The organism is Streptomyces sp. f51, from assembly GCF_037940415.1.
Classification (GTDB): domain Bacteria; phylum Actinomycetota; class Actinomycetes; order Streptomycetales; family Streptomycetaceae; genus Streptomyces.
On record NZ_CP149798.1, the window covers coordinates 4,421,277 to 4,440,574 of the forward strand.

15 protein-coding genes are annotated in these 19,298 nt (G+C 71.3%); 10 read left to right on the plus strand and 5 right to left on the minus strand.

The features are described 5' to 3' along the window. Positions 1-23 precede the first annotated feature (23 nt). From WJM95_RS19445 to WJM95_RS19460, 4 genes are all read right to left on the minus strand, one after another. Positions 24-2,330 (minus strand): glycoside hydrolase family 3 N-terminal domain-containing protein, encoded by a 2,307-nt coding sequence (locus WJM95_RS19445; protein WP_339130965.1) that lies wholly within the window; start codon positions 2,328-2,330, stop codon positions 24-26. Positions 2,331-2,380: 50 nt separating this feature from the next. Further along, on the minus strand, positions 2,381-3,280 hold the full coding sequence (locus WJM95_RS19450) for a carbohydrate ABC transporter permease (RefSeq protein WP_339130966.1): 900 nt from the start codon (positions 3,278-3,280) through the stop codon (positions 2,381-2,383). 4 nt (positions 3,281-3,284) lie between these two features. Continuing rightward, the gene (locus WJM95_RS19455; protein ID WP_339135675.1) at positions 3,285-4,106 is read right to left on the minus strand and encodes a sugar ABC transporter permease; all 822 of its coding nucleotides are present in this window, start codon (positions 4,104-4,106) and stop codon (positions 3,285-3,287) included. Between the two features lie 89 nt (positions 4,107-4,195). Further along, on the minus strand, positions 4,196-5,503 hold the full coding sequence (locus WJM95_RS19460) for an extracellular solute-binding protein (RefSeq protein WP_339130967.1): 1,308 nt from the start codon (positions 5,501-5,503) through the stop codon (positions 4,196-4,198). Between the two features lie 138 nt (positions 5,504-5,641). Here WJM95_RS19460 and WJM95_RS19465 point away from each other — a divergent pair, with 138 nt between their 5' ends. The 6 genes from WJM95_RS19465 (at position 5,642) to WJM95_RS19490 (ending at position 13,746) form a co-directional block, all read left to right on the plus strand. Then, complete coding sequence (locus WJM95_RS19465; RefSeq protein WP_339130968.1) at positions 5,642-6,670, plus strand: LacI family DNA-binding transcriptional regulator; 1,029 nt, start codon at positions 5,642-5,644, stop codon at positions 6,668-6,670. Between the two features lie 430 nt (positions 6,671-7,100). Beyond that, positions 7,101-8,483: an endo-1,4-beta-xylanase gene (locus WJM95_RS19470; RefSeq protein ID WP_339130969.1), complete on the plus strand. Its 1,383-nt coding sequence runs from the start codon at positions 7,101-7,103 to the stop codon at positions 8,481-8,483. Positions 8,484-8,627: 144 nt separating this feature from the next. Next, the gene (locus WJM95_RS19475; protein ID WP_339130970.1) at positions 8,628-9,695 is read left to right on the plus strand and encodes an LCP family protein; all 1,068 of its coding nucleotides are present in this window, start codon (positions 8,628-8,630) and stop codon (positions 9,693-9,695) included. 174 nt (positions 9,696-9,869) lie between these two features. After that, positions 9,870-10,226 (plus strand): YciI family protein, encoded by a 357-nt coding sequence (locus WJM95_RS19480; RefSeq protein ID WP_339130971.1) that lies wholly within the window; start codon positions 9,870-9,872, stop codon positions 10,224-10,226. A gap of 44 nt (positions 10,227-10,270) precedes the next feature. Beyond that, entirely contained in the window at positions 10,271-11,554 is a 1,284-nt protein-coding gene (locus WJM95_RS19485) for a sigma-70 family RNA polymerase sigma factor (protein ID WP_339130972.1), read from the plus strand. A gap of 155 nt (positions 11,555-11,709) precedes the next feature. Continuing rightward, positions 11,710-13,746 (plus strand): cell wall-binding repeat-containing protein, encoded by a 2,037-nt coding sequence (locus WJM95_RS19490; protein WP_339130973.1) that lies wholly within the window; start codon positions 11,710-11,712, stop codon positions 13,744-13,746. Between the two features lie 12 nt (positions 13,747-13,758). On the opposite strand, the gene WJM95_RS19495 is transcribed toward WJM95_RS19490, so the two are convergent. Beyond that, entirely contained in the window at positions 13,759-14,949 is a 1,191-nt protein-coding gene (locus WJM95_RS19495; protein ID WP_339130974.1) for a methyltransferase domain-containing protein, read from the minus strand. A 90-nt stretch (positions 14,950-15,039) separates the two neighbouring features. On the opposite strand from WJM95_RS19495, the gene WJM95_RS19500 reads away from it, so the two are divergent. The 4 genes from WJM95_RS19500 to groL all read left to right on the plus strand — a co-directional run bounded on the left by WJM95_RS19500 (position 15,040) and on the right by groL (position 19,149). Next, a complete protein-coding gene (locus WJM95_RS19500) occupies positions 15,040-15,993 on the plus strand; it encodes a polysaccharide deacetylase family protein (protein ID WP_339130975.1) in 954 nt (317 codons plus the stop codon). 26 nt (positions 15,994-16,019) lie between these two features. Continuing rightward, complete coding sequence (locus WJM95_RS19505; protein WP_339135677.1) at positions 16,020-16,772, plus strand: polysaccharide deacetylase family protein; 753 nt, start codon at positions 16,020-16,022, stop codon at positions 16,770-16,772. Positions 16,773-17,063: 291 nt separating this feature from the next. Beyond that, positions 17,064-17,372, plus strand: a complete 309-nt coding sequence (groES, locus tag WJM95_RS19510; RefSeq protein WP_266761820.1) for a co-chaperone GroES — start codon at positions 17,064-17,066, stop codon at positions 17,370-17,372. 151 nt (positions 17,373-17,523) lie between these two features. Beyond that, the gene (groL, locus tag WJM95_RS19515; RefSeq protein WP_339130976.1) at positions 17,524-19,149 is read left to right on the plus strand and encodes a chaperonin GroEL; all 1,626 of its coding nucleotides are present in this window, start codon (positions 17,524-17,526) and stop codon (positions 19,147-19,149) included. Positions 19,150-19,298 lie beyond the last annotated feature (149 nt).

Here is a 19,298-nt window from a genome sequence, read left to right on the forward strand (position 1 = left end):
GGGCACACCGGCCGGACGCCGGGTCAGGGCACCGGCACGACCTCCGTCCCGCAGCGCATGCGCCGGTCCGTGCCCAACCGCCGTACCGGACCCGTCAGATCGAGCCGGACGGTGTGGCGCGTGTCCGCGCTCGAAGCGGCGAGCCGCAGGTCCAGGGCGCCCGGCTCGACGATCCGGGTGCCGGTGCGGTCGGTGAACGCCGAGAGGTCCGCGTGGAAGCGGAAGGTCACCCGGCGGGCCTCACCCGGCGCCAGGTCCAGCCGCTCGTAGCCGATCAGCCGCACGTCAGGGCGGGTCACCGAGGCCACCGGGTCGTGCAGATACAGCTGGACGACCTCGGCGCCCGCGCGCTCACCGGTGTTGCGCACGGTCACCGACACGTCGTACGAGCCGTCGGTGCCGATCTCGGCCCCGGGCGTCCCGTCCGGTTCCCAGGCGAACGACGTGTACGAGAGGCCGTGGCCGAACGGGTACAGCGGTGTCGGGTCCAGATTGCTGACCTCGCCCTTCAGGCCCAACGGCGGCTGGAGATAGGTCCACGGCTGGCCGCCCGGATCGCGCGGCACGCTCACCGGCAGCCGGCCCGACGGGCCGACCCGGCCGGACAGTACGCCCGCCAGTGCGGGACCGCCCTCCTCGCCGGGGAAGAACGCCTGGACCACGCCGCCGAGACGCTCCCGCCAGCGGCCCAGCGCGTACGGGCGGCCGGTGAGCAGCACCAGGACCACCGGCACCCCCGTGGCGACCAGCGCGTCGAGCAGTTCGCCCTGTACGCCCGGCAGCCCGAGGTCGGCCACGTCGCAGCCCTCGCCCGAGGTGCCCCGGCCGAACAGACCGGCCCGGTCGCCGAGCACCGCCACGCACACGTCGGCCTCGGCGGCCCGTGCCACCGCCTCCTCGAAACCGGAGCGGTCCGGCTCCGAGACCCCGCAGCCCGGGGCGAACGTCACCTTGGCGTCCGGCAGTTCGGCGCGCAGCGCGTCGAGGACGGTCGGGATGTCCACGCCGGCCGGAACGTCGGGGTGGTGCGTGAGCACGTGCGAGGGGAAGGAGTAGCAGCCGAGCATCGCCAGGGGGTCGTCCGCGCGCGGGCCGATCACCGCGATCCGCGTGTCCGGGGCCAGCGGCAGCACGCCGTCGGCGTTGTCCAGCAGGATCACCGACTCCTCGGCGAGCCTGCGGGCGAGCGCCCGGTTCCCCGCGGAGTCCAGGTCGACGGGGCGGCCCGTCTCCGGTCGCCAGTCCTCGTCCAGCAGGCCGAGTCCGCACTTCTGGAGCAGCACCCGGCGGGCCGCCCGGTCGATCAGCGACTCGGGCACGGTGCCCGCGCGGACGGCGGCCACCAGCGGTTCGCCGTAGCACTTCAGGGTGGGCAGCTCGACGTCGATGCCGGCCTCCAGCGCCTTGTGCGCCGCCTCGGCCTCGCTGCCGGCCACCCGGTGCAGGCTCTGGAGGAAGCCGACGCCGAAGTAGTCCGAGACCACCGTGCCGGTGAAGCCCCACTGCTCGCGGAGCAGTTCGGTCAGCAGGGAGGGGTCGGCCGACGCCGGGACGCCGTCGGTGTCGTTGTAGGCGGCCATCACCGAACGGGCGCCGCCCTCGCGCAGCGCCATCTCGAACGGCGGCAGGGTGATGTCGGAGAGCTCGCGCACCCCCGCCCGCACCGGTGCCAGGTTCCGGGCGCCCGCCGAGGCCGCGTATCCGGCGAAGTGCTTGAGCGTGGCCACGATCCCGGCCGACTCCAGGCCCCGCACGTAGGCGGTGGCGACGGTGCCGACGAGGTAGGGGTCCTCGCCGATCGTCTCCTCCACCCGGCCCCAGCGCAGATCGCGGACCACGTCCAGGACCGGGGCGAGGCCCTGGTGGACGCCGACCGAGCGCAGGTCCTCGCCGATGCGCCGGCCCAGCTCCTCCACCAGCGCGGGGTCGAAGGTGGCACCCCAGGACAGCGGGACCGGGTACGCCGTCGCCTGCCAGGCCGTGAAGCCCGCCAGGCACTCCTCGTGGGCGACCGCGGGGATGCCGAAGCGGCCTGCTTCGGTGATCCGGCGCTGGGCGCGGGCCAGGGCCTGCGCGCCCAGCGCCGGGTCCACGGGGGCGGTGCCGAAGGAGCGGGTCAGCTGGCCGAGTCCGCGGGTGATCAGCTCGTCCCAGTCGTACGCGGAGGTCATCTCGCTCTGGAGCGGGGCGACTCCGCCGCCGTCCGTGTCGGCGCCCACCCATACGCCGTACAGCTGGGCGGTCTTCTCCTCCAGGGTCATCCTGGAGAGCAGGTCGTCGACGCGGGTCGCGGCGGGCAGGGCGGGGTCGCGCCAGGGAGGGGTGGTCATGGAACTCCTGTCGGGGAAAGGGGGGTTCGGCCGCCCCTGGTCGTACACGTTCACTTGCCGCCCACACCCATGAGGCCGCCGACCAGCGCGCGGCGGGCCACCAGGTACACGATGAAGATCGGGACACCGGAGAGGACGACCGAGGCGAGGATCGCGGGGATGTTCACGCCGAACTCGCTGACGTAGTTGAACAGGCCGAGTGTCAGGACCCGCGGTCCGTCGGACTGGGTGAAGATCAGCGGGAAGAGGAAGCCGTTCCAGGCCTGGAGCGCCGAGAAGATGACGACGGTGCTGATGCCGCCCTTGGCCATCGGGATGACCAGCTGGAACAGCATCCGGGTGGTGGACGCGCCGTCCAGCGCCATCGCCTCGTACATCTCCTCCGAGATGTCCCGCAGCGTGCCGGTGAGGATCAGCACCGACACCGGCATGGCGAACGCGGCCGTCGGCAGGACGATCGCGAGCAGGCTGTCGTAGAGGTTCAGCTTGGCGATCATCAGATAGAGGGGCACCACCACGGCCTGGGCCGGGATCGCCACGCCCAGCAGGAACAGCCGGAACGCGGCCCCCGACCAGACGCCGCGGGTGCGCACGGCCACGTAGGACAGCGGGACGCACAGCACCAGGACGATCAGGACGACCCCGGCCGCCGCGAGCACGGTGTTCCACAGCAGGTGGCCGAAGCCGTTGTGCAGAACGGTGTTGTAGTTGTCCAGGGTCGGATGGGACGGCGGCTTCAGGGCGTTGTGGCCCAGTGCCTCGTCCTGGTGGGTGAGCGAGGCCGAGATCATCGCGTAGATCGGGACGATCACGACCGCCAGCCAGATCAGCGCGCCGGCGCCGGCGAGCGGGTTGGCGCGCCGGGACCAGTGCCCGCGGCGGCGCGCGGGCCGCTCGGCGGCCGGGGCGGAGTCCGTCCTCACGGGACGGGACAAGGTGTCGTGTGACATGCCGTCACATCCCTTCCCGGGTGCTGCGCATCGCGCCGAAGCCGGACAGCTTCACCATCAGCAGGGACAACGCGGTCGCGGCGAGCACCAGGAAGGAGGCGACGGCGCTCGCGTAGCCGAAGTCGTAGCTCTTGAAGCCCGCCTCGTACATCAGGTACGGCAGGATCGCCGTGTCGGTGCCCGGACCGCCCTGGGTGAGGATCAGGACCGTCTCGAAGTACGTCAGCGAACCGACGATCATCAGCACGCTCGACGTCGTCGCGGTGTTGCGCAGCTGCGGCAGGGTGATCGAGAAGAACTGGCGGTAGCGGCCGGCGCCGTCGATCGCGGCCGCCTGGTACAGGACTTCGGGGATCTGTCGGGCCCCGCCCTGGTAGATCAGGGTGTGGAAGGGGATGAACTGCCAGCCGCCGACGAACACGATCGCGAGGAAGGCGCCGCTGGTCGTGCCCAGGGTGTCCCGGTGGATGATGCCGAAGTTCGGGTCGAGCAGGGCGTAGAAGAGCAGCGAGATCGCCGTGGACGACAGCAGGAACGGCACGAAGAAGATCGCCGAGAGCACCGCGCGGTTGCGCTGTCTGCCCGCGGCCCAGACACCCAGCAGCAGTGAGATCACCGTCTGGAACGCCCAGCTCACCGCGGTCAGCGCGACGGTGACCGTCAGCGACTGGCCCAGCCGGTCGTCGCTCAGCAGCTTGCGCCAGTTGGCCAGACCGGCCGGCTGCGGGTCGCCCAGGCCGTTCCACCGGGTGAACGACAGATAGAAGGCCAGGACCATCGGGGCGAGGGCGAAGAACGCGAAGAACAGGACGCCGGGAAGGGCCAGGACCGCGCTGGGGCGGCCGGCCCGGTTGCGCCGGGCGGAGCGGGGGCGGCCCGCGGCGCTGCGCGGGCCGCCCTTGAGCTGCGTGACGCTCACTTCAGCTCCTTGAGCGCCGCCACGAACTGCGCCGGCGAGGACTTGCCCACGAACAGCTTGTTGACCTCGGTGAGCATCGGCGTCGCCACGTTCGGGTCGACCGCCTGGTCCCAGCTCAGCGTGAACGCCGGGGCCTTCTGCACCATCTCGTACTGGAACTTGGCGAACTCCGGGTTCGGGGAGGCGTCCAGGAGGGTCGCCGCGTTCGCGGTGGCCGGGACGTCGCCGTTGGCGATGAGTTCCTTGGTGTACGCCAGGGAGGCGGAGTCCCGCAGGAAGGCGATCGCCGCGTCCTTGTTGGAGGTGTGGGCGTTCACCGACCAGTAGTTGGTGGGGTTGCCGACCACGTTGCGGATGTCGCCTGCGCCGCCCTCGATCTGCGGGAAGGCGCACCAGCCGAGGTTCTTCTTGGCGAAGTCGGGGAACTTGCCGAGCTGCGTGGAGTACTCCCACGAACCCATCAGGTGCATCGCCGCCTTGCCCTTGGCGAAGACCGCGGGCGCGCCGCCGTTGCCGTAGCCCACCGAGCTGTAGCCCTTGCCGAAGGCGCCGTCGTCGATCAGCTGCTTGACCGTCTGGGCGGCCTTGAGGACGGCCGGGTCGCCCCAGGCGGAGGCGTCACCGTTCTTGATCTTCTCGAAGACCTGGGGGCCGCCGATCCGGTCGACCAGGTACTCCAGCCACATCAGTTCGGGCCAGATGTCCGCGCCGCCGAGGGCGAACGGGGTGATGTTCGCCTTCTTCAGCTTGGTGTTGAGGTCCAGCAACTGGTCCCAGGTGGTGGGCGGCTGGAGCTTGTGCTCCGCGAAGACGGACTTGTTGTAGAAGAGGATCACGGGCTGCATGCCGCGCATCGGCACGCCGTAGTTCTTGCCGTCCAGCCCGCCCGCCGCCAGCACCGACGGCAGGAAGCCGCTCTTGAGCACCGGGTCGGACGCGATGACGTCGGTCAGGTCGACCAGCTGGCCGGCCTCCCGGTAGGCCTTGATGGAGCCGCCGCCCCAGTTGAAGAACACGTCGGGCGCGTTGGGGGAGCCCATCGCCGTGCGCAGCTTGGCCGGGTAGTCGGTGGCGGGCACCTTCTGGAGCTTGATCGTGCCCTTGGCCTTCTTCGCGGCGGCCGAGGCGTTGAACCGGTTCACGGACTTGACCTGGATCTTCGCCGCGTCGTCCCCGTAGACGAACGCGGTGAGCGTCCCGTCGGCGCCCGAGCCGCTGCCGGAGCCGCAGGCGGTGAGCCCGCCGACAGAGGCCAGCGCGACCGTGCCCGCGCCGAGGAACCAACGTCTGCTGTGGGACTCCATGGGACGGCACCTCTCGGTAGGCGCGAAGGATCGTCGATGATCCATCGCGAATGTTTCGAGTTATTTTTCGAATGTTCCGGGAACGTAAGGCGATCCGCTGGGTCCGTCAAGGGGTCGCGCAGAGATACGATCGCCGCCATGAAGCCTGGGAAGTCCGCAGAAGCACAGACGGCGACGCTGGCCGAGATCGCCCGGGAGGCCGGGGTCTCGGCTCCGACTGTTTCGAAGGTGCTCAACGGCCGCGCCGACGTCGCCCCCGCGACCCGCTCGCGTGTCGAGGAGCTGCTGCACGCGTACGGCTACCGGCGCCGCCGGGCCGAGGCTTCCCGTTCGCCGCTGATCGACCTGGTCTTCCACGAGCTGGAGAGCGCCTGGGCGATGGAGGTCATCCGGGGGGTGGAGAACGTCGCCAGGGAGGCCGGGCTCAGCGTGGTGCTCTCCGAGTCCGCCGGGCGGCTCACCCCCGGCCGGACCTGGGCCGACCAGGTCGCCGCCCGCCGCCCGCACGGCGTGGTCCTCGTCCTCTCGGGTCTCGACGACTCCCAGCGCGCCCTGCTGACCAGCAGATCCATCCCGTTCGTGGTGATGGACCCGGCCGGCGACCCGGGCGTCGACGTGCCCTCGGTCGGCGCCACCAACTGGCAGGGCGGCCTCGCCGCCACCCGGCATCTCGTCGAACTCGGCCACACCCGGATCGGCGCCATCAGCGGGCCCTCGCGGATGATGTGCAGCCGGGCCCGGGTCGACGGCTACCGGGCCGCGCTGGAGACGGCCGGGGTGCCCGTCGATCCCTCGCTGATCGTCGCCGGGGACTTCCACCACGAGGCCGGCTACCGCCTCGGTCTCGACCTGCTGCGCCGCCCCGACCGGCCCACGGCCGTGTTCGCCGGCAACGACCTCCAGGCGCTCGGTCTGTACGAGGCCGCCCGTGAGCTGGGGCTGCGCGTTCCCGAGGACCTGAGCGTGGTCGGCTTCGACGATCTGCCGGTGGCCCGCTGGGTGGGGCCGCCGCTGACGACCGTACGGCAGCCGCTGACCGAGATGGCCGAGGCGGCGGCGAAGCTGGTGCTCGACCTGAGCCGCCAGGAGCGGCCGTCGGCGGGGACGCGGATGGAACTGGCGACGAGCCTGGTGGTCCGCAGCAGCACGGGGGCGCCTCCGGCGTGAGGTCGGGGTCGCGGCTTCGGCTTCGGCTTCGGTCCGGTGGGTGGGTCGGGGCCGTGCCGGTGCATCAGGCCGTCGCCGTTGGGTGAGGTGTGGGCGTCGGTGGCGACGGCCATCGATGTACCGGCACGGCCCCGACGGCCCGCGGCCGACTGCGGGTGCGTGCCTATTTCGGCCGCCTTTCAGCTCCGGCCGGTGAAAGTTCAGCCCTGCCCGGTCACCTTTCAGCGCGGGAACATTCAGCCCCTCTGGCGTTTGAGGAGCGGGGTCCGGGGCGGAGCCCCGGGTACGGGTCGGGTAGGGGCGGAGGGGGCGAAAAAAGTGGGGTGGGGCAACCCGGGGCCAGGAGGCCGTATTGACGGGTGGGGCGTCCCCCTTCACACTCCTGCGAAGTCAATCGGTTGGACGACCGAAACTTTCGGAGGCACCCGCCATGAGAACCTCCCGAACCCGTGTGATCAGAACCCGCCCCTTACGCCGCCGCGCCGCCGCCCTGCTCGCCGGAGCCGTCACCGTGGCGACCCTGCTGGCGGCCGGCACGACGGCCCACGCCGCCGCAGCCCCGCTGCGCGACCTCGCCGCCGCCAAGGGCAAGGCCATCGGCACCGCCGTCACCGGCTCCAAGCTGACCGGGACCTACGGCGACATCGCCGGAGGCCAGTTCAGCTCGCTGACCCCGGGCAACGCGATGAAATGGGGCACCGTCGAGCCCACCCGGGGCAGCTTCAACTGGGCCGAGGCCGACCAGATCGTCGCCTTCGCGCAGGCCCACAACCAGCAGGTGCGCGGTCACACCCTGGTCTGGCACAGCCAGAACCCGAGCTGGCTGACCAACGGCACCTGGACGACCGCCGAGCTGAGCGGTCTGCTCCAGGACCACATCACCACCGAAGTCACCCGCTACAAAGGCAAACTGGCCGCCTGGGACGTGGTCAACGAGCCCTTCAACGAGGACGGCACCTATCGCTCCACCCTCTGGTACAACGGCCTCGGCTCCGACTACATCGCCCAGGCTCTGACCTGGGCGCACGCCGCCGACCCGAGCGCCAAGCTCTACATCAACGACTACAACGTCGAGGGCGTCAACGCCAAGAGCACCGCCCTGTACGACCTGGTCAAGTCCCTGAAGGCGCGCGGCGTCCCGATCGACGGCGTCGGCCTCCAGGCCCATCTCATCGTCGGCCAGGTCCCCGGCACCCTCCAGCAGAACATCCAGCGCTTCGCCGACCTCGGCGTCGACGTCGCGGTCACCGAGCTCGACGTCCGCATGCAACTCCCGTCCGACAGCGCCAAACTGGCGCAGCAGGCCGCCGACTACAAGGCGGTCTTCGACGCCTGCGTCGCCGTGGCCCGCTGCTACGGCGTGACCGTCTGGGGCTTCACCGACTCCGACTCCTGGATCCCGGACGTCTTCTCGGGCTACGGCGCGGCGACCCCGTACGACGAGAACTACGCGCCCAAACCGGCCTACGACGCCATCGCGGCCTCGCTCGGCGGAGGGGCCACGACCCCACCGCCCACGGGCGCCTGCACGGCGGTGTACAGCGTCCAGACCCAGTGGAACACCGGGTTCACCGGGCAGGTGCGCATCGCGTGCTCCGGGGCCGCGCTCTCCTCGTGGAAGGTGAACTGGACGTACGGGGCGGGCCAGCGGATCACCCAGGCCTGGAACGCGAACTGCACCCAGACCGGTGCGGCGGTGAGCTGCGCCAACGCCTCCTACAACGGGACGGTCCCGGACGGGGGTTCGGTGACGTTCGGGTTCAACGCCTCCTGGAGCGGGGCCAATCCGGCGCCCACGGTGACGCTCGGCTGAGCCGGAGCTGAGGGGAGCGGGCGGGGCGGTCCGCTCCGGGGCCGCGCTGAGCCCTGGCTGAGAAGCATGAGATTCTCCGAAGAAAACCGTCCCGTGTCACTGTCCCTAACAGTCCCCTAATAATTCGGACTTACGTTCCTGTCCGTGACCGGACATGACGAGAACGGCGAAGTGGGCGGACGGCGGGGCCGGCGGTCGCGCGTACTGAAGGCCGCCGGCCTCACCCTGACGGGACTGCTGGTGCTCGGCGCCGGCACCGCGGGCTGGGCGTACTGGCATCTGAACCAGAACATCAGAAGCGTCGACATCGACAGCGCGCTCGGGGACAACCGGCCGGCGCGGGCGGTGGTGACACCTTTGCCCGAGGCGTCCGCCCCGGCCTCGGCGTCCGCGTCGCCGCTGCCCAGCGGCGCCCTCAACATCCTGGTCCTCGGCTCCGACTCGCGCAGCGGCAAGGCGAACGCGAAGCTCGGCGGGGGAAACAGTTCCGGGGCGCGCTCCGACACGGCGATGGTCGTGCACATCGACGCGGGACGCACCGCCGCCACGGTCGTCAGCATCCCGCGGGACACCCTGGTCACCCGTCCGTCCTGCCCGCTGCCGTCCGGGGGTTCGACGGCGGTGGCCCACGACGCGATGTTCAACAGCGCCTACTCGGTGGGCGGACCGGTGTGCGCCGTGAAGACGGCCGAGGCGGTCACGGGCGTCCGGATGGACCACTACATCGAGATCGACTTCTCGGGCTTCGCGAAGCTGGTCGACGCCCTCGGCGGGGTCACCGTCACCACCGGCCAGGACATCGACGACGACAAGAGCCATCTGCACCTCGCGGCGGGCACCCACCATCTGGACGGCACACAGGCCCTCGCCCTGGCCCGCACCCGGCACGGCATAGGCGACGGCAGCGACCTGGGCCGGATAGGACTCCAGCAGAAGCTGGTCAAGGCCCTGCTGGAGCAGATCTCCTCGGCCGGCCTGCTCACCGACCCGGCCAGGCTCTACGAGGTCGCGAACGCGGTGACCGGCAGCCTCACGACGGACACGGGACTGGACTCGCTCGGCAAACTGACGAGACTCGGCCAGAGCCTGAAGTCCCTCTCGTCCGACGAGGTCAGGACGGTGATGATGCCGGTCGTGACGGCCCCCTCGGACCACAACCGGGTGATCGCGGACGAACCGGAGGCGAGCGACCTCTGGGCATCGCTCGCATGACCCGAGGGCTTCGCGGGGCTCCGCCGTCCGACCCCCTCACCCCGCCGGGGGAAAGAAATCCGAGGAAATCCGGGGAGGGTGTCGAAACGGGTGTCCGGTGTTCGACGCACGGGTGAGAGGCGGGAAGAAGCCCGCCTCCGGGATACCGAAGACACCCAGACACGAGGAGTCACCATGCCCCGCTACCTCTCCCTCGTCCAGATCGACGAGCGCACCGCGCCCGCCGAAGGACCCAGCCCCGAACTGATGCAGCGGATGGGCGAGCTCATCGAGGAGATCACCAAGGCCGGCGTCATGCTGGAGACCGAGGGTCTGACGCCCAGCGCGCAGGGCAAGCGCGTCCACTACTCGGGCGGCGAACTGTCCGTCACCGACGGCCCCTTCACCGAGTCCAAGGAGGTCGTCGGCGGCTACGCGATCATGCAGTGCAAGGACATGGCCGAGGCCGTGGAGTGGACCAAGCGGTTCCTGAAGGTGCACGAGGAGCACTGGACGGTCACCTGCGAGGTGCGGGAGATCGCCGGGGGCTGAGCGCTCCTTGGCCGGACGCCGCCGTGGGTGTCTCATGGTGGGTTGTGGAACAGCACCCCGCACCGGCACCCGCCGGCGGCGTCGGCACCGCCGTCGAGACCATCTTCCGTATCGAGTCCCCCCGCATCATCGCGGGCGTGGCCCGGATCGTCCGTGACGTCGGCATCGCCGAGGAACTCGCGCAGGACGCCCTGGTCGCGGCACTGGAGCAGTGGCCGCGCGACGGTGTCCCGGACAACCCTGGCGCCTGGCTGACGGCCACGGCCAAGCACCGCGCGATCGACCTCGTACGCCGCCGTGAGCGCTACGCGCGCAAGCTGGAGGAGGTCGGGCGCGACCTGTCGCTGTCCGCGCCGCACCACCTCGACGAACCCTCCGACCCGGACGACATCGACGACGACCTGCTCCGCCTGGTCTTCACCGCCTGCCACCCCGTCCTGTCCGCCGAGGCCCGCATCGCGCTCACGCTGCGGCTGCTCGGCGGACTGACGACGTCCGAGATCGCCCGCGCCTTCCTCGTCCCGGAGGCGACGGTCGCCCAGCGCATCGTGCGGGCCAAGCGGACGCTGGCCACGAAGGGGGTCGCCTTCGAGGTCCCCTACGGGCCCGAGCGTGAGGCCCGGCTCGGGTCCGTGCTTGAGGTCATCTACCTCGTCTTCAACGAGGGGTACGCGGCCACGGCGGGCGACGACCTGCTGCGCCCCGCGCTGTGCGAGGACGCGCTGCGGCTGGCCCGGGTGCTCGCCGAGCTGATGCCCAAGGAGAGCGAGGTGCACGCTCTCGCCGCCCTGCTGGAACTCCAGGAGTCCCGGTCGGCCGCCCGCACCGGGCCCGGCGGCGAACCCGTCCTGCTCAAGGACCAGCAGCGGCGCCGCTGGAACCGCATGCTGATCCGCCGCGGCTACACCGCGCTGAGCCGCGCCAACGCCGTCGCCACCGGCAGCCCGGGGCCGTACGCGCTCCAGGCCGCCATCGCCGCCTGCCACGCGCAGGCCTTCACCTACGGGGACACCGACTGGCGGCGGATCGCCGCCCTGTACGCCCTGCTGGCGGCCCGCTCCCCGTCGCCCGTGGTCGAGCTGAACCGCGCCGTGGCCGTCTCGATGGCCGAGGGCCCGGAGCCCGCGCTCGTCATCGTCGACGGCCTCGCCGGCGCACCCGCGCTCCGCGACTACCACCTGCTGCCCAGCGTCAGGGGGGACCTGCTGGCCAGGCTCGGACGGACGGAGGAGGCGCGCGCCGAGTTCGGGCGGGCCGCCGCGCTGGCCCGCAACGGGCGGGAACGGGAGCTGCTGGAGACCCGGGCGCGGGAACTGCCGGGGCCGTGAGGTTCCCGCACGGTAACCCCGTTCCCAAGGTGATCGGAAAGGGCTTACAGTGACGCCGCTGCCGTACACGGGAATGACGCTCTCCGTTCACCCGTAGGCCCCCGTGAGGCGTGGTCCGGCAGCCCATCACACCTACCTGGGGGGGGGGTAGACCCTTGCGCATATCCGCGCGCCACAGACTCGTGGCGCTCACCGCGATGACGGCCCTGGCCGCCGGCACCGCGACAGCCCTGGCGCCGGCCGCGTCGGCCGACGTCACCTGGACGGCCGGCAACGGCATCCTCACCGGTGACCTCGACGAGACGATCTCGACGATGAGCGCCGACGGCTCCACGCCGCCCGTCATGCGGCTGGACAGGGCCGACCAGCCCACCTGGTCGCCGGACGGCAGTCGGATGGCCTACGTCAACACCCGCACCGGCCGCGTCGACGTCATCGGTCACGACTTCAAGGGCTCCGTGGAGCTCCCGGTCAAGACGACCGACTCGATCCTGGCCGCCGACCCGACCTTCTGGTGGGGCGGCAGTTCGGTCGTGTTCACGCTCAGCGGGCGGCTGCGCGTCGCCGCCTCCGACGGCACCCGCTACCAGCAGCACCTGTTCGCCACGGCGGACGAGGGCTGCGACAGCCAGCCCAGCGGCTCGGTCGACGGCAAGCTGGTGTTCATCCGCTCGGGCAGCACGTGCAGCGGCGACACGCGGTTCGGCGCCGTGTGGCTGTACGACGGTGCGACCCGCGCCTTCAAGCGGCTGGTGACCGGCAAGGCCAACGCGCCGGCCATCTCCCCGGACGGCACGAAGGTCGCCTACACGGTCGACGGCAAGCTGTACACGGTCGGCGTGGACGGCACCGGGGCGACCCGGCTGCTGGCGGACGAGACGGGCTACATCAGCAAGCCCGCCTGGTCGCCCGACGGCACCCGCCTCGCGTACCAGCTGACGACGACCTCCGGCGCGTGGCAGGACCAGGTCCTGGACCTCGTCGGAGGCACGGCGAAGGTCATCTACGACTCGCCCACCATGACCAAGGGGGACCTCGCCTGGCAGCCGCTGCGCAAGAACTCCGTCGCCCGGGTCTGGGGCGCCGACGTCAACGCCAGCAACATCGCCGCGTCCCGCTGGACCTGGAACACGGTCGGCAAGAGCGAGCCGGGCCTGATGAACGCCTCGTCCGCCGTGCTGGTCTCCCAGGACAGCCAGTCGTACGCGCTGACCGCCCCCGCCCTCGCGGGCAAGAAGCACGGGCCGGTCCTGCTGACGTCCGCCACCTCGGTCTCCGCGTCCGTGCAGGCGGAGCTGAAGCGGGTCCTCAAGCCCGGCGCCCCGGTCTACCTCGTCGGCGGCACCTCGATCCTCGGCAGTTTCGTCGCCTCGAAGATCTCCGCGCTCGGCTTCACCTCGAAGCGGCTTGCGGGCACCTCGCGCTACTCGACCTCGGTCGCCGTCGCGAAGTCCATCACCAGCGCGCCCGACTACGTCTTCATCGCGACCGGCACCGACTACCACTCGGCGCTCGCCGCGGCGGCGGCGGCGGGCGCGGACGGAACGAGCGGCAAGGCGGTCGTCGTGCTCAACGACGGCAACACGCTGACCGCGTCGGTGAAGGCGTACCTCAACGGCCTGGACCCGCGCGACACCTACATGATCCCGGTCGGCGGCTCGGCGAAGTACGCGCTCACGCACACGTCCTTCTCCCACTGGCCGTCGTCGTACACCTACTACCCGATCGCGGAGAGCACCAACGCGGGCAACGCGGCCGCCCTCGCGCGGTTCTGGTGGGGCGGTCCGGCCAACGTGGCCCTGGCCTCCACCGACAGCTGGCGCGGTGGCACCTCGGCCGCGGCGGCGATGAACGTCTTCGGCCCCGTGCTGTGGACGGACGTCGCCTCCCTCCCCTCCGAGACCAAGTCCTACCTGGTCAAGGGCGCGGCCGGCATCAACGGCCTGGCCGTGTTCGGCGGCACCGGCTCGGTGTCGGCGTCGGCGCTGAACTCCGCGGGCGCGGCGATCAGCGCGAGCGGCAGCCAGTGGAAGTACACGCCGTACTACAACGGCCTGGCGCCCACGGCGACGTCGCTCTCCTCGGCCGGTCCGGTCACCGGCGCCCAGCCGGTCCGCACCGGCACCGCGTCGCGGCCCGTCGTCGCGCCGGACCTGAGCGCGCTCGGCACCCGCCACCAGCAGGAGCACTAGTCGGCCGCGGGCTCAGGCCCCGCCGTCGGCGGACGGCCGGGCGGGGGCTCCGACCAGCATGGTCGGGGCCCCCGCCACCCGGGTCAGGAACACCGTCGCGGAGTTCCGGCCCTGCGGCTTCACCTTGCGCCGCAGCTCCTCCGGCTCGACGGCGGAACCGCGCTTCTTCACGGTCAGCACCCCGACCTCCCGCTCCCGCAGCAGCGCCTTCAGCTTCTTCACGTTGAAGGGGATGCGATCGGTGATCTCGTACGCGGTGGCGTACGGCGTCGGGCGCAATTCGTCCGCCGTGACGTAGGCGATCGTCTCGTCGATGAGCCCGCCGTCCAGGTCCTCGGCCACCTCGGCGACCAGATGCGCGCGGATGACGGCGCCGTCCGGCTCGTACAGATAGCGGCCGACCGCCCTGACCGCCGGATCCGGCAGGCCGCGGCCGCGCAGCCCGCGCGGGCCCGGCAGCAGGGTCGCGCGCACCAGGCCGGGTTCCGTGCCGAACCAGAGCACGGCCTCCTTCACGTCCCCGCCGTCCGAGATCCACTCGGCCTCCGCCTCGGCGGGGATCGCCTCGTGCGGGATGCCGGGCGCGATCTTCAGCGCGGCGAGCGGAGCCTTCCGTGCCGCCGCGACCGCCCAGGACAGCGGCGGCGAGTACGCCTCCGGGTCGAAGATCCGGCCCCGGCCGCCCCGGCGCGCGGGGTCCACGAAGACGGCGTCGTACGACGCGGTGTCCACCTCGGTCACATCGCTCTCGCGCACCTCGATCAGATCCGCGAGTCCCAGCGCGTCGGCGTTGGCGCGGGCGGCGGCGGCCGTCAGCGGGTCGCGGTCGACGGCCAGGACGCGGATTCCGGCGCGGGCCAGCGCGATGGCGTCGCCGCCGATGCCGCAGCACAGGTCGGCCACGGAGCGCACCCCCAGCGCGCGCATCCGCTCGGCGCGGTACGCGGCCACGCTCGTACGGGTCGACTGCTCGACCCCGTTCGGGGTGAAGAACATCCGTCCGGCGTCCTCGGCGCCGAACTTCGCCACCGCCCGCTGCCGCAGCCGGGCCTGTCCGAGGGCCGCAGAGACCAGTTCGGCGGGGTGCTCGCGGCGCAGCCGGGTGGCGACGGCCAGTTCCTGTGCCGGTTCGGTGGCGCGGACCTCGTCGAGCAGGGCGCGGCCCTCGGCGGTGAGGAGGGGGGCGAAGGAGACGTCGTTCACCCGGCCATTGTGGGCCAGTCGGTGGACGGTGCGCTTCCGGCGGCGGTGTCGGAGCTCTCGCGGGGCGCTGAGCTGGGAGGATCCGGCCCCATGCGACCCGTACGACAAAATTACAAAACCGGCGCGAACGGGGCTGGTGCGCGCTGGGGAGTCGGCGCGCTCGCCCTCGCCCTGCTCGCCTCCGGCTGCGCCGGGGCCGCCTCCGTCCCGGCCGCGGGAGCCGCAGGCGCCAGACCGGCCCACGCCCCCGCCCTGCGGGCCGGGCTCCCCGCGGACCCCGCCCGCGCCCTCGCCGCGTACGCCGTCCGCCTCCGCCAGGCACAGGCCAGGCGCGCCGCCGTCGCGAAACGCTGGGGACTGGCCGCGGTGCCGCTGACACCCCCCGCGCCGCCCGCCAGGAAGCCCCGCATCCGGGCACGCAAGGGCTTCGAGGTCGACGACCAGAGGGAACTGGGGCTGCCGCCGGTCTTCACGACCGTCCCCACCAAGGACAAGGTCGTCTTCCTCACCGTCGACGACGGCTCCGAGAAGGACCCCGCGTTCCTGCGGATGATGAGCGACCTGAAGATCCCGTACACCGCCTTCCTCAGCGACTTCCTCGTCAAGGACGACTACGGGTACTTCCGGAGGATGCGCGACCGCGGCATCACCCTGAACAACCACACCCTGCACCACCCCTACCTGCCCGCACTCTCCTACGAGCGGCAGAAGCACGAGATCTGCGGCATGCAGGACGTGATGGAGAAGGAGTTCGGCAGGCGCCCGACCGTCTTCCGGCCGCCGTACGGCAACTACGACCAGGACACCCTGCGCGCCGCCAAGTCCTGCGGCATCCGGTACGCGCCCATCTGGAACGAGGAGGTCTTCGTCGACCACTGGGAGTACCGCGAGGAGGACCAGGACCTGCACCCCGGCGACATCGTCCTGACCCATTTCCAGGGCCGCGAGGAGTGGAACGGCACCATGCCCGACATGGTCCGCCGCTTCCTGAGGACCGTCACGGCCAAGGGATACGCGGTCGCACGCCTGGAGGACTACCTGTGAGGGTGCGGGTGCGGGTGCGGGTGCCGGTGAGGGTCCGGGTCCCGGTCGCCGGGCTGCTCGTGGCGGCGCTGCTCGGCGGCTGCGCGCAGTCCGTCGACCCCATCGAACGGCTGGGCAAGAAGGCCGCCCAACGGGTGCACCCGACACAGTCGGCGTACCGCCGCTGGGGGCTCGCCAGCCCGCTCGCCCCGGCGCCCGCGGTGTCCGTCCGGACCACCGCGCGCACCGCCGACACCGGACTGCCGCCCGTCGTGAACCAGGTCCGCACCCGCGACAAAGTGGTCTTCCTGACGTACGACGACGGGGCCGAGCGCGATCCGCGGTTCGCCGACATGGTCCGCGAACTGCGCCTGCCGGTCAGCATGTTCCTCACGGACCGGGTCGCCGGACCCGGGTACGGGCACTTCGCCCGGCTGCGCGCCGTCGGCGCGAGCGTCCAGAACCACACCCTCGACCACGCCGTCCTGGCCGGTCTGCCCTACGCCGGCCAGCGCGCCGAGATCTGCGGACAACAGGACAAGCTCACCCGGCGCTTCGGCGTCCGGCCCCGGCTGCTGCGGCCCCCGTACGGCAGATACGACGACACCACCCTGCGTGCCGCCGCCGACTGCGGGGTCGCCGCGATCGTCCTCGGCAGGACGGCCGACGCGCACCGGCTCAGGCCCGGGGACATCCTCTCCGGCCCCGGCGAACCCGGACTCACGAACGCCACCCTCCGGCTGCTCCGGCGGATCCAGCGCGAGGGCTTCACCCTGGCGCGGCTGGAGAACTACCTCTAGGGGCCCCACGGAGGAGGAGAACCCCCTCCAGGGGGACCGCCGCAGGGCCGGTCGGCGCCGCCGGCGAGACGCCCATTCGGCGTGATCGGGCACCTTCCCGACCACGCCACGCCGACGCCTTTGGCACTCCGCTTGACCGAGTGCTAATCACAGTCATAGTCTCAGGTCTGGCACTCACCCCTGGAGAGTGCCAACAGCGACAGGCAGGTCCGGCACCCGCGACGACGGATCGACCTGGTCGCCACCTCAGACAGTTAACCCCGTGAGATCTCCGAAGGGGGAGGTCGGATCGTGACGACCACCAGCTCCAAGGTTGCCATCAAGCCGCTCGAGGACCGCATTGTGGTCCAGCCGCTCGACGCCGAGCAGACCACGGCCTCCGGCCTGGTCATCCCGGACACCGCCAAGGAGAAGCCCCAGGAGGGCGTCGTCCTGGCCGTGGGCCCGGGCCGCATCGAGGACGGCAAGCGTGTCGAGCTCGACGTCGCCGTCGGCGACATCGTTCTCTACAGCAAGTACGGCGGCACCGAGGTGAAGTACAACGGCGAGGAGTACCTCGTCCTCTCGGCTCGCGACGTGCTCGCGATCATCGAGAAGTAATTCACCTGGTAAGGGAGTTCGGGGTTCGCCCCCGGACAACCCCGCACCAAGCATTGCAGTGAACCACGCCCCTGGCACCCGCGATCATTCCAGCCGGGCGCCGGGGGCGCTGTTCGTTCTCCATATTTTCCGAGAGGGCTGAACCGCTTCCATGGCGAAGATCCTGAAGTTCGACGAAGACGCCCGTCGCGCCCTTGAGCGCGGCGTCAACAAGCTGGCCGACACGGTGAAGGTGACGATCGGCCCCAAGGGCCGCAACGTCGTCATCGACAAGAAGTTCGGCGCTCCCACCATCACCAACGACGGTGTGACCATCGCCCGCGAGGTCGAGGTCGAGGACCCGTTCGAGAACCTCGGCGCGCAGCTGGTGAAGGAGGTGGCGACCAAGACCAACGACATCGCGGGTGACGGTACGACCACCGCCACCGTGCTCGCCCAGGCGCTCGTGCGCGAGGGCCTGCGCAACGTCGCCGCCGGCGCGTCGCCCGCCCTCCTGAAGAAGGGCATCGACGCCGCGGTCAAGGCCGTCTCCGAGGAGCTCCTCGCGACGGCCCGCCCGATCGACGACAAGTCCGACATCGCCGCCGTGGCCGGGCTCTCCGCCCAGGACAGCCAGGTCGGCGAGCTCATCGCCGAGGCGATGGACAAGGTCGGCAAGGACGGTGTCATCACCGTCGAGGAGTCCAACACCTTCGGTCTGGAGCTGGACTTCACCGAGGGCATGGCCTTCGACAAGGGCTACCTGTCCCCGTACATGGTGTCCGACCAGGAGCGTATGGAGGCCGTCCTCGACGACCCGTACATCCTCATCCACCAGGGCAAGATCAGCTCCATCCAGGACCTGCTGCCGCTGCTGGAGAAGGTCATCCAGGCGAACGCCTCCAAGCCGCTGCTGATCATCGCCGAGGACGTCGAGGGCGAGGCCCTGTCGACCCTGGTCGTGAACAAGATCCGCGGCACGTTCAACGCCGTCGCCGTGAAGGCCCCCGGCTTCGGTGACCGCCGCAAGGCCATGCTCGGCGACATCGCCACCCTCACCGGTGGTCAGGTCATCGCCGAGGAGGTCGGCCTCAAGCTCGACCAGATCGGCCTGGACGTGCTCGGCAGCGCCCGCCGCGTGACCGTCACCAAGGACGACACCACCATCGTCGACGGTGCCGGCAGCAGCGACGAGGTCGTCGGCCGCGTCAACCAGATCAAGGCCGAGATCGAGAACACCGACTCGGACTGGGACCGCGAGAAGCTCCAGGAGCGCCTCGCGAAGCTGGCCGGCGGCGTGTGCGTCATCAAGGTCGGCGCCGCCACCGAGGTGGAGCTCAAGGAGAAGAAGCACCGTCTGGAGGACGCCATCTCCGCGACCCGCGCCGCGGTCGAGGAGGGCATCGTCTCCGGTGGTGGCTCCGCGCTCGTCCACGCCGTCAAGGTCCTGGAGGGCAACCTCGGCAAGACCGGCGACGAGGCCACGGGTGTCGCGGTCGTCCGCCGCGCCGCCGTCGAGCCGCTGCGCTGGATCGCCGAGAACTCGGGCCTCGAGGGCTACGTCATCACCTCGAAGGTCGCCGAGCTCGACAAGGGCCAGGGCTTCAACGCGGCCACCGGCGAGTACGGCGACCTGGTCAAGGCCGGCGTCATCGACCCGGTCAAGGTCACCCGCTCCGCCCTGGAGAACGCCGCCTCCATCGCCTCGCTGCTCCTGACGACCGAGACCCTGGTCGTCGAGAAGCCGGCCGAGGACGAGGGCGACGCCGGCCACGGCGGCCACGGCCACTCCCACTGACGCCCGACGTCATGAGCGCCGCCGCACCCTGCCGGGTGTGACGGCGTGACGAGGTCCCCGTTCCGACAGGAGCGGGGACCTCGTGCGTTCTGCCCGACGGCCCGCGGCAACCGGGGCCGAGCCGCGCGGCGGGCCGACTCCGGCGCGCG

Coding starts and splice junctions, on each gene's coding strand:
- WJM95_RS19445 (WP_339130965.1), bottom strand. CDS start 2,330: ATGACCACCCCTCCCTGGCGCGACCCCGCCCTGCCCGCCGCGACCCGC.
- WJM95_RS19450 (WP_339130966.1), bottom strand. CDS start 3,280: ATGTCACACGACACCTTGTCCCGTCCCGTGAGGACGGACTCCGCCCCG.
- WJM95_RS19460 (WP_339130967.1), bottom strand. CDS start 5,503: ATGGAGTCCCACAGCAGACGTTGGTTCCTCGGCGCGGGCACGGTCGCG.
- WJM95_RS19465 (WP_339130968.1), top strand. CDS start 5,642: ATGAAGCCTGGGAAGTCCGCAGAAGCACAGACGGCGACGCTGGCCGAG.
- WJM95_RS19470 (WP_339130969.1), top strand. CDS start 7,101: ATGAGAACCTCCCGAACCCGTGTGATCAGAACCCGCCCCTTACGCCGC.
- WJM95_RS19480 (WP_339130971.1), top strand. CDS start 9,870: ATGCCCCGCTACCTCTCCCTCGTCCAGATCGACGAGCGCACCGCGCCC.
- WJM95_RS19500 (WP_339130975.1), top strand. CDS start 15,040: ATGCGACCCGTACGACAAAATTACAAAACCGGCGCGAACGGGGCTGGT.
- groL (WP_339130976.1), top strand. CDS start 17,524: ATGGCGAAGATCCTGAAGTTCGACGAAGACGCCCGTCGCGCCCTTGAG.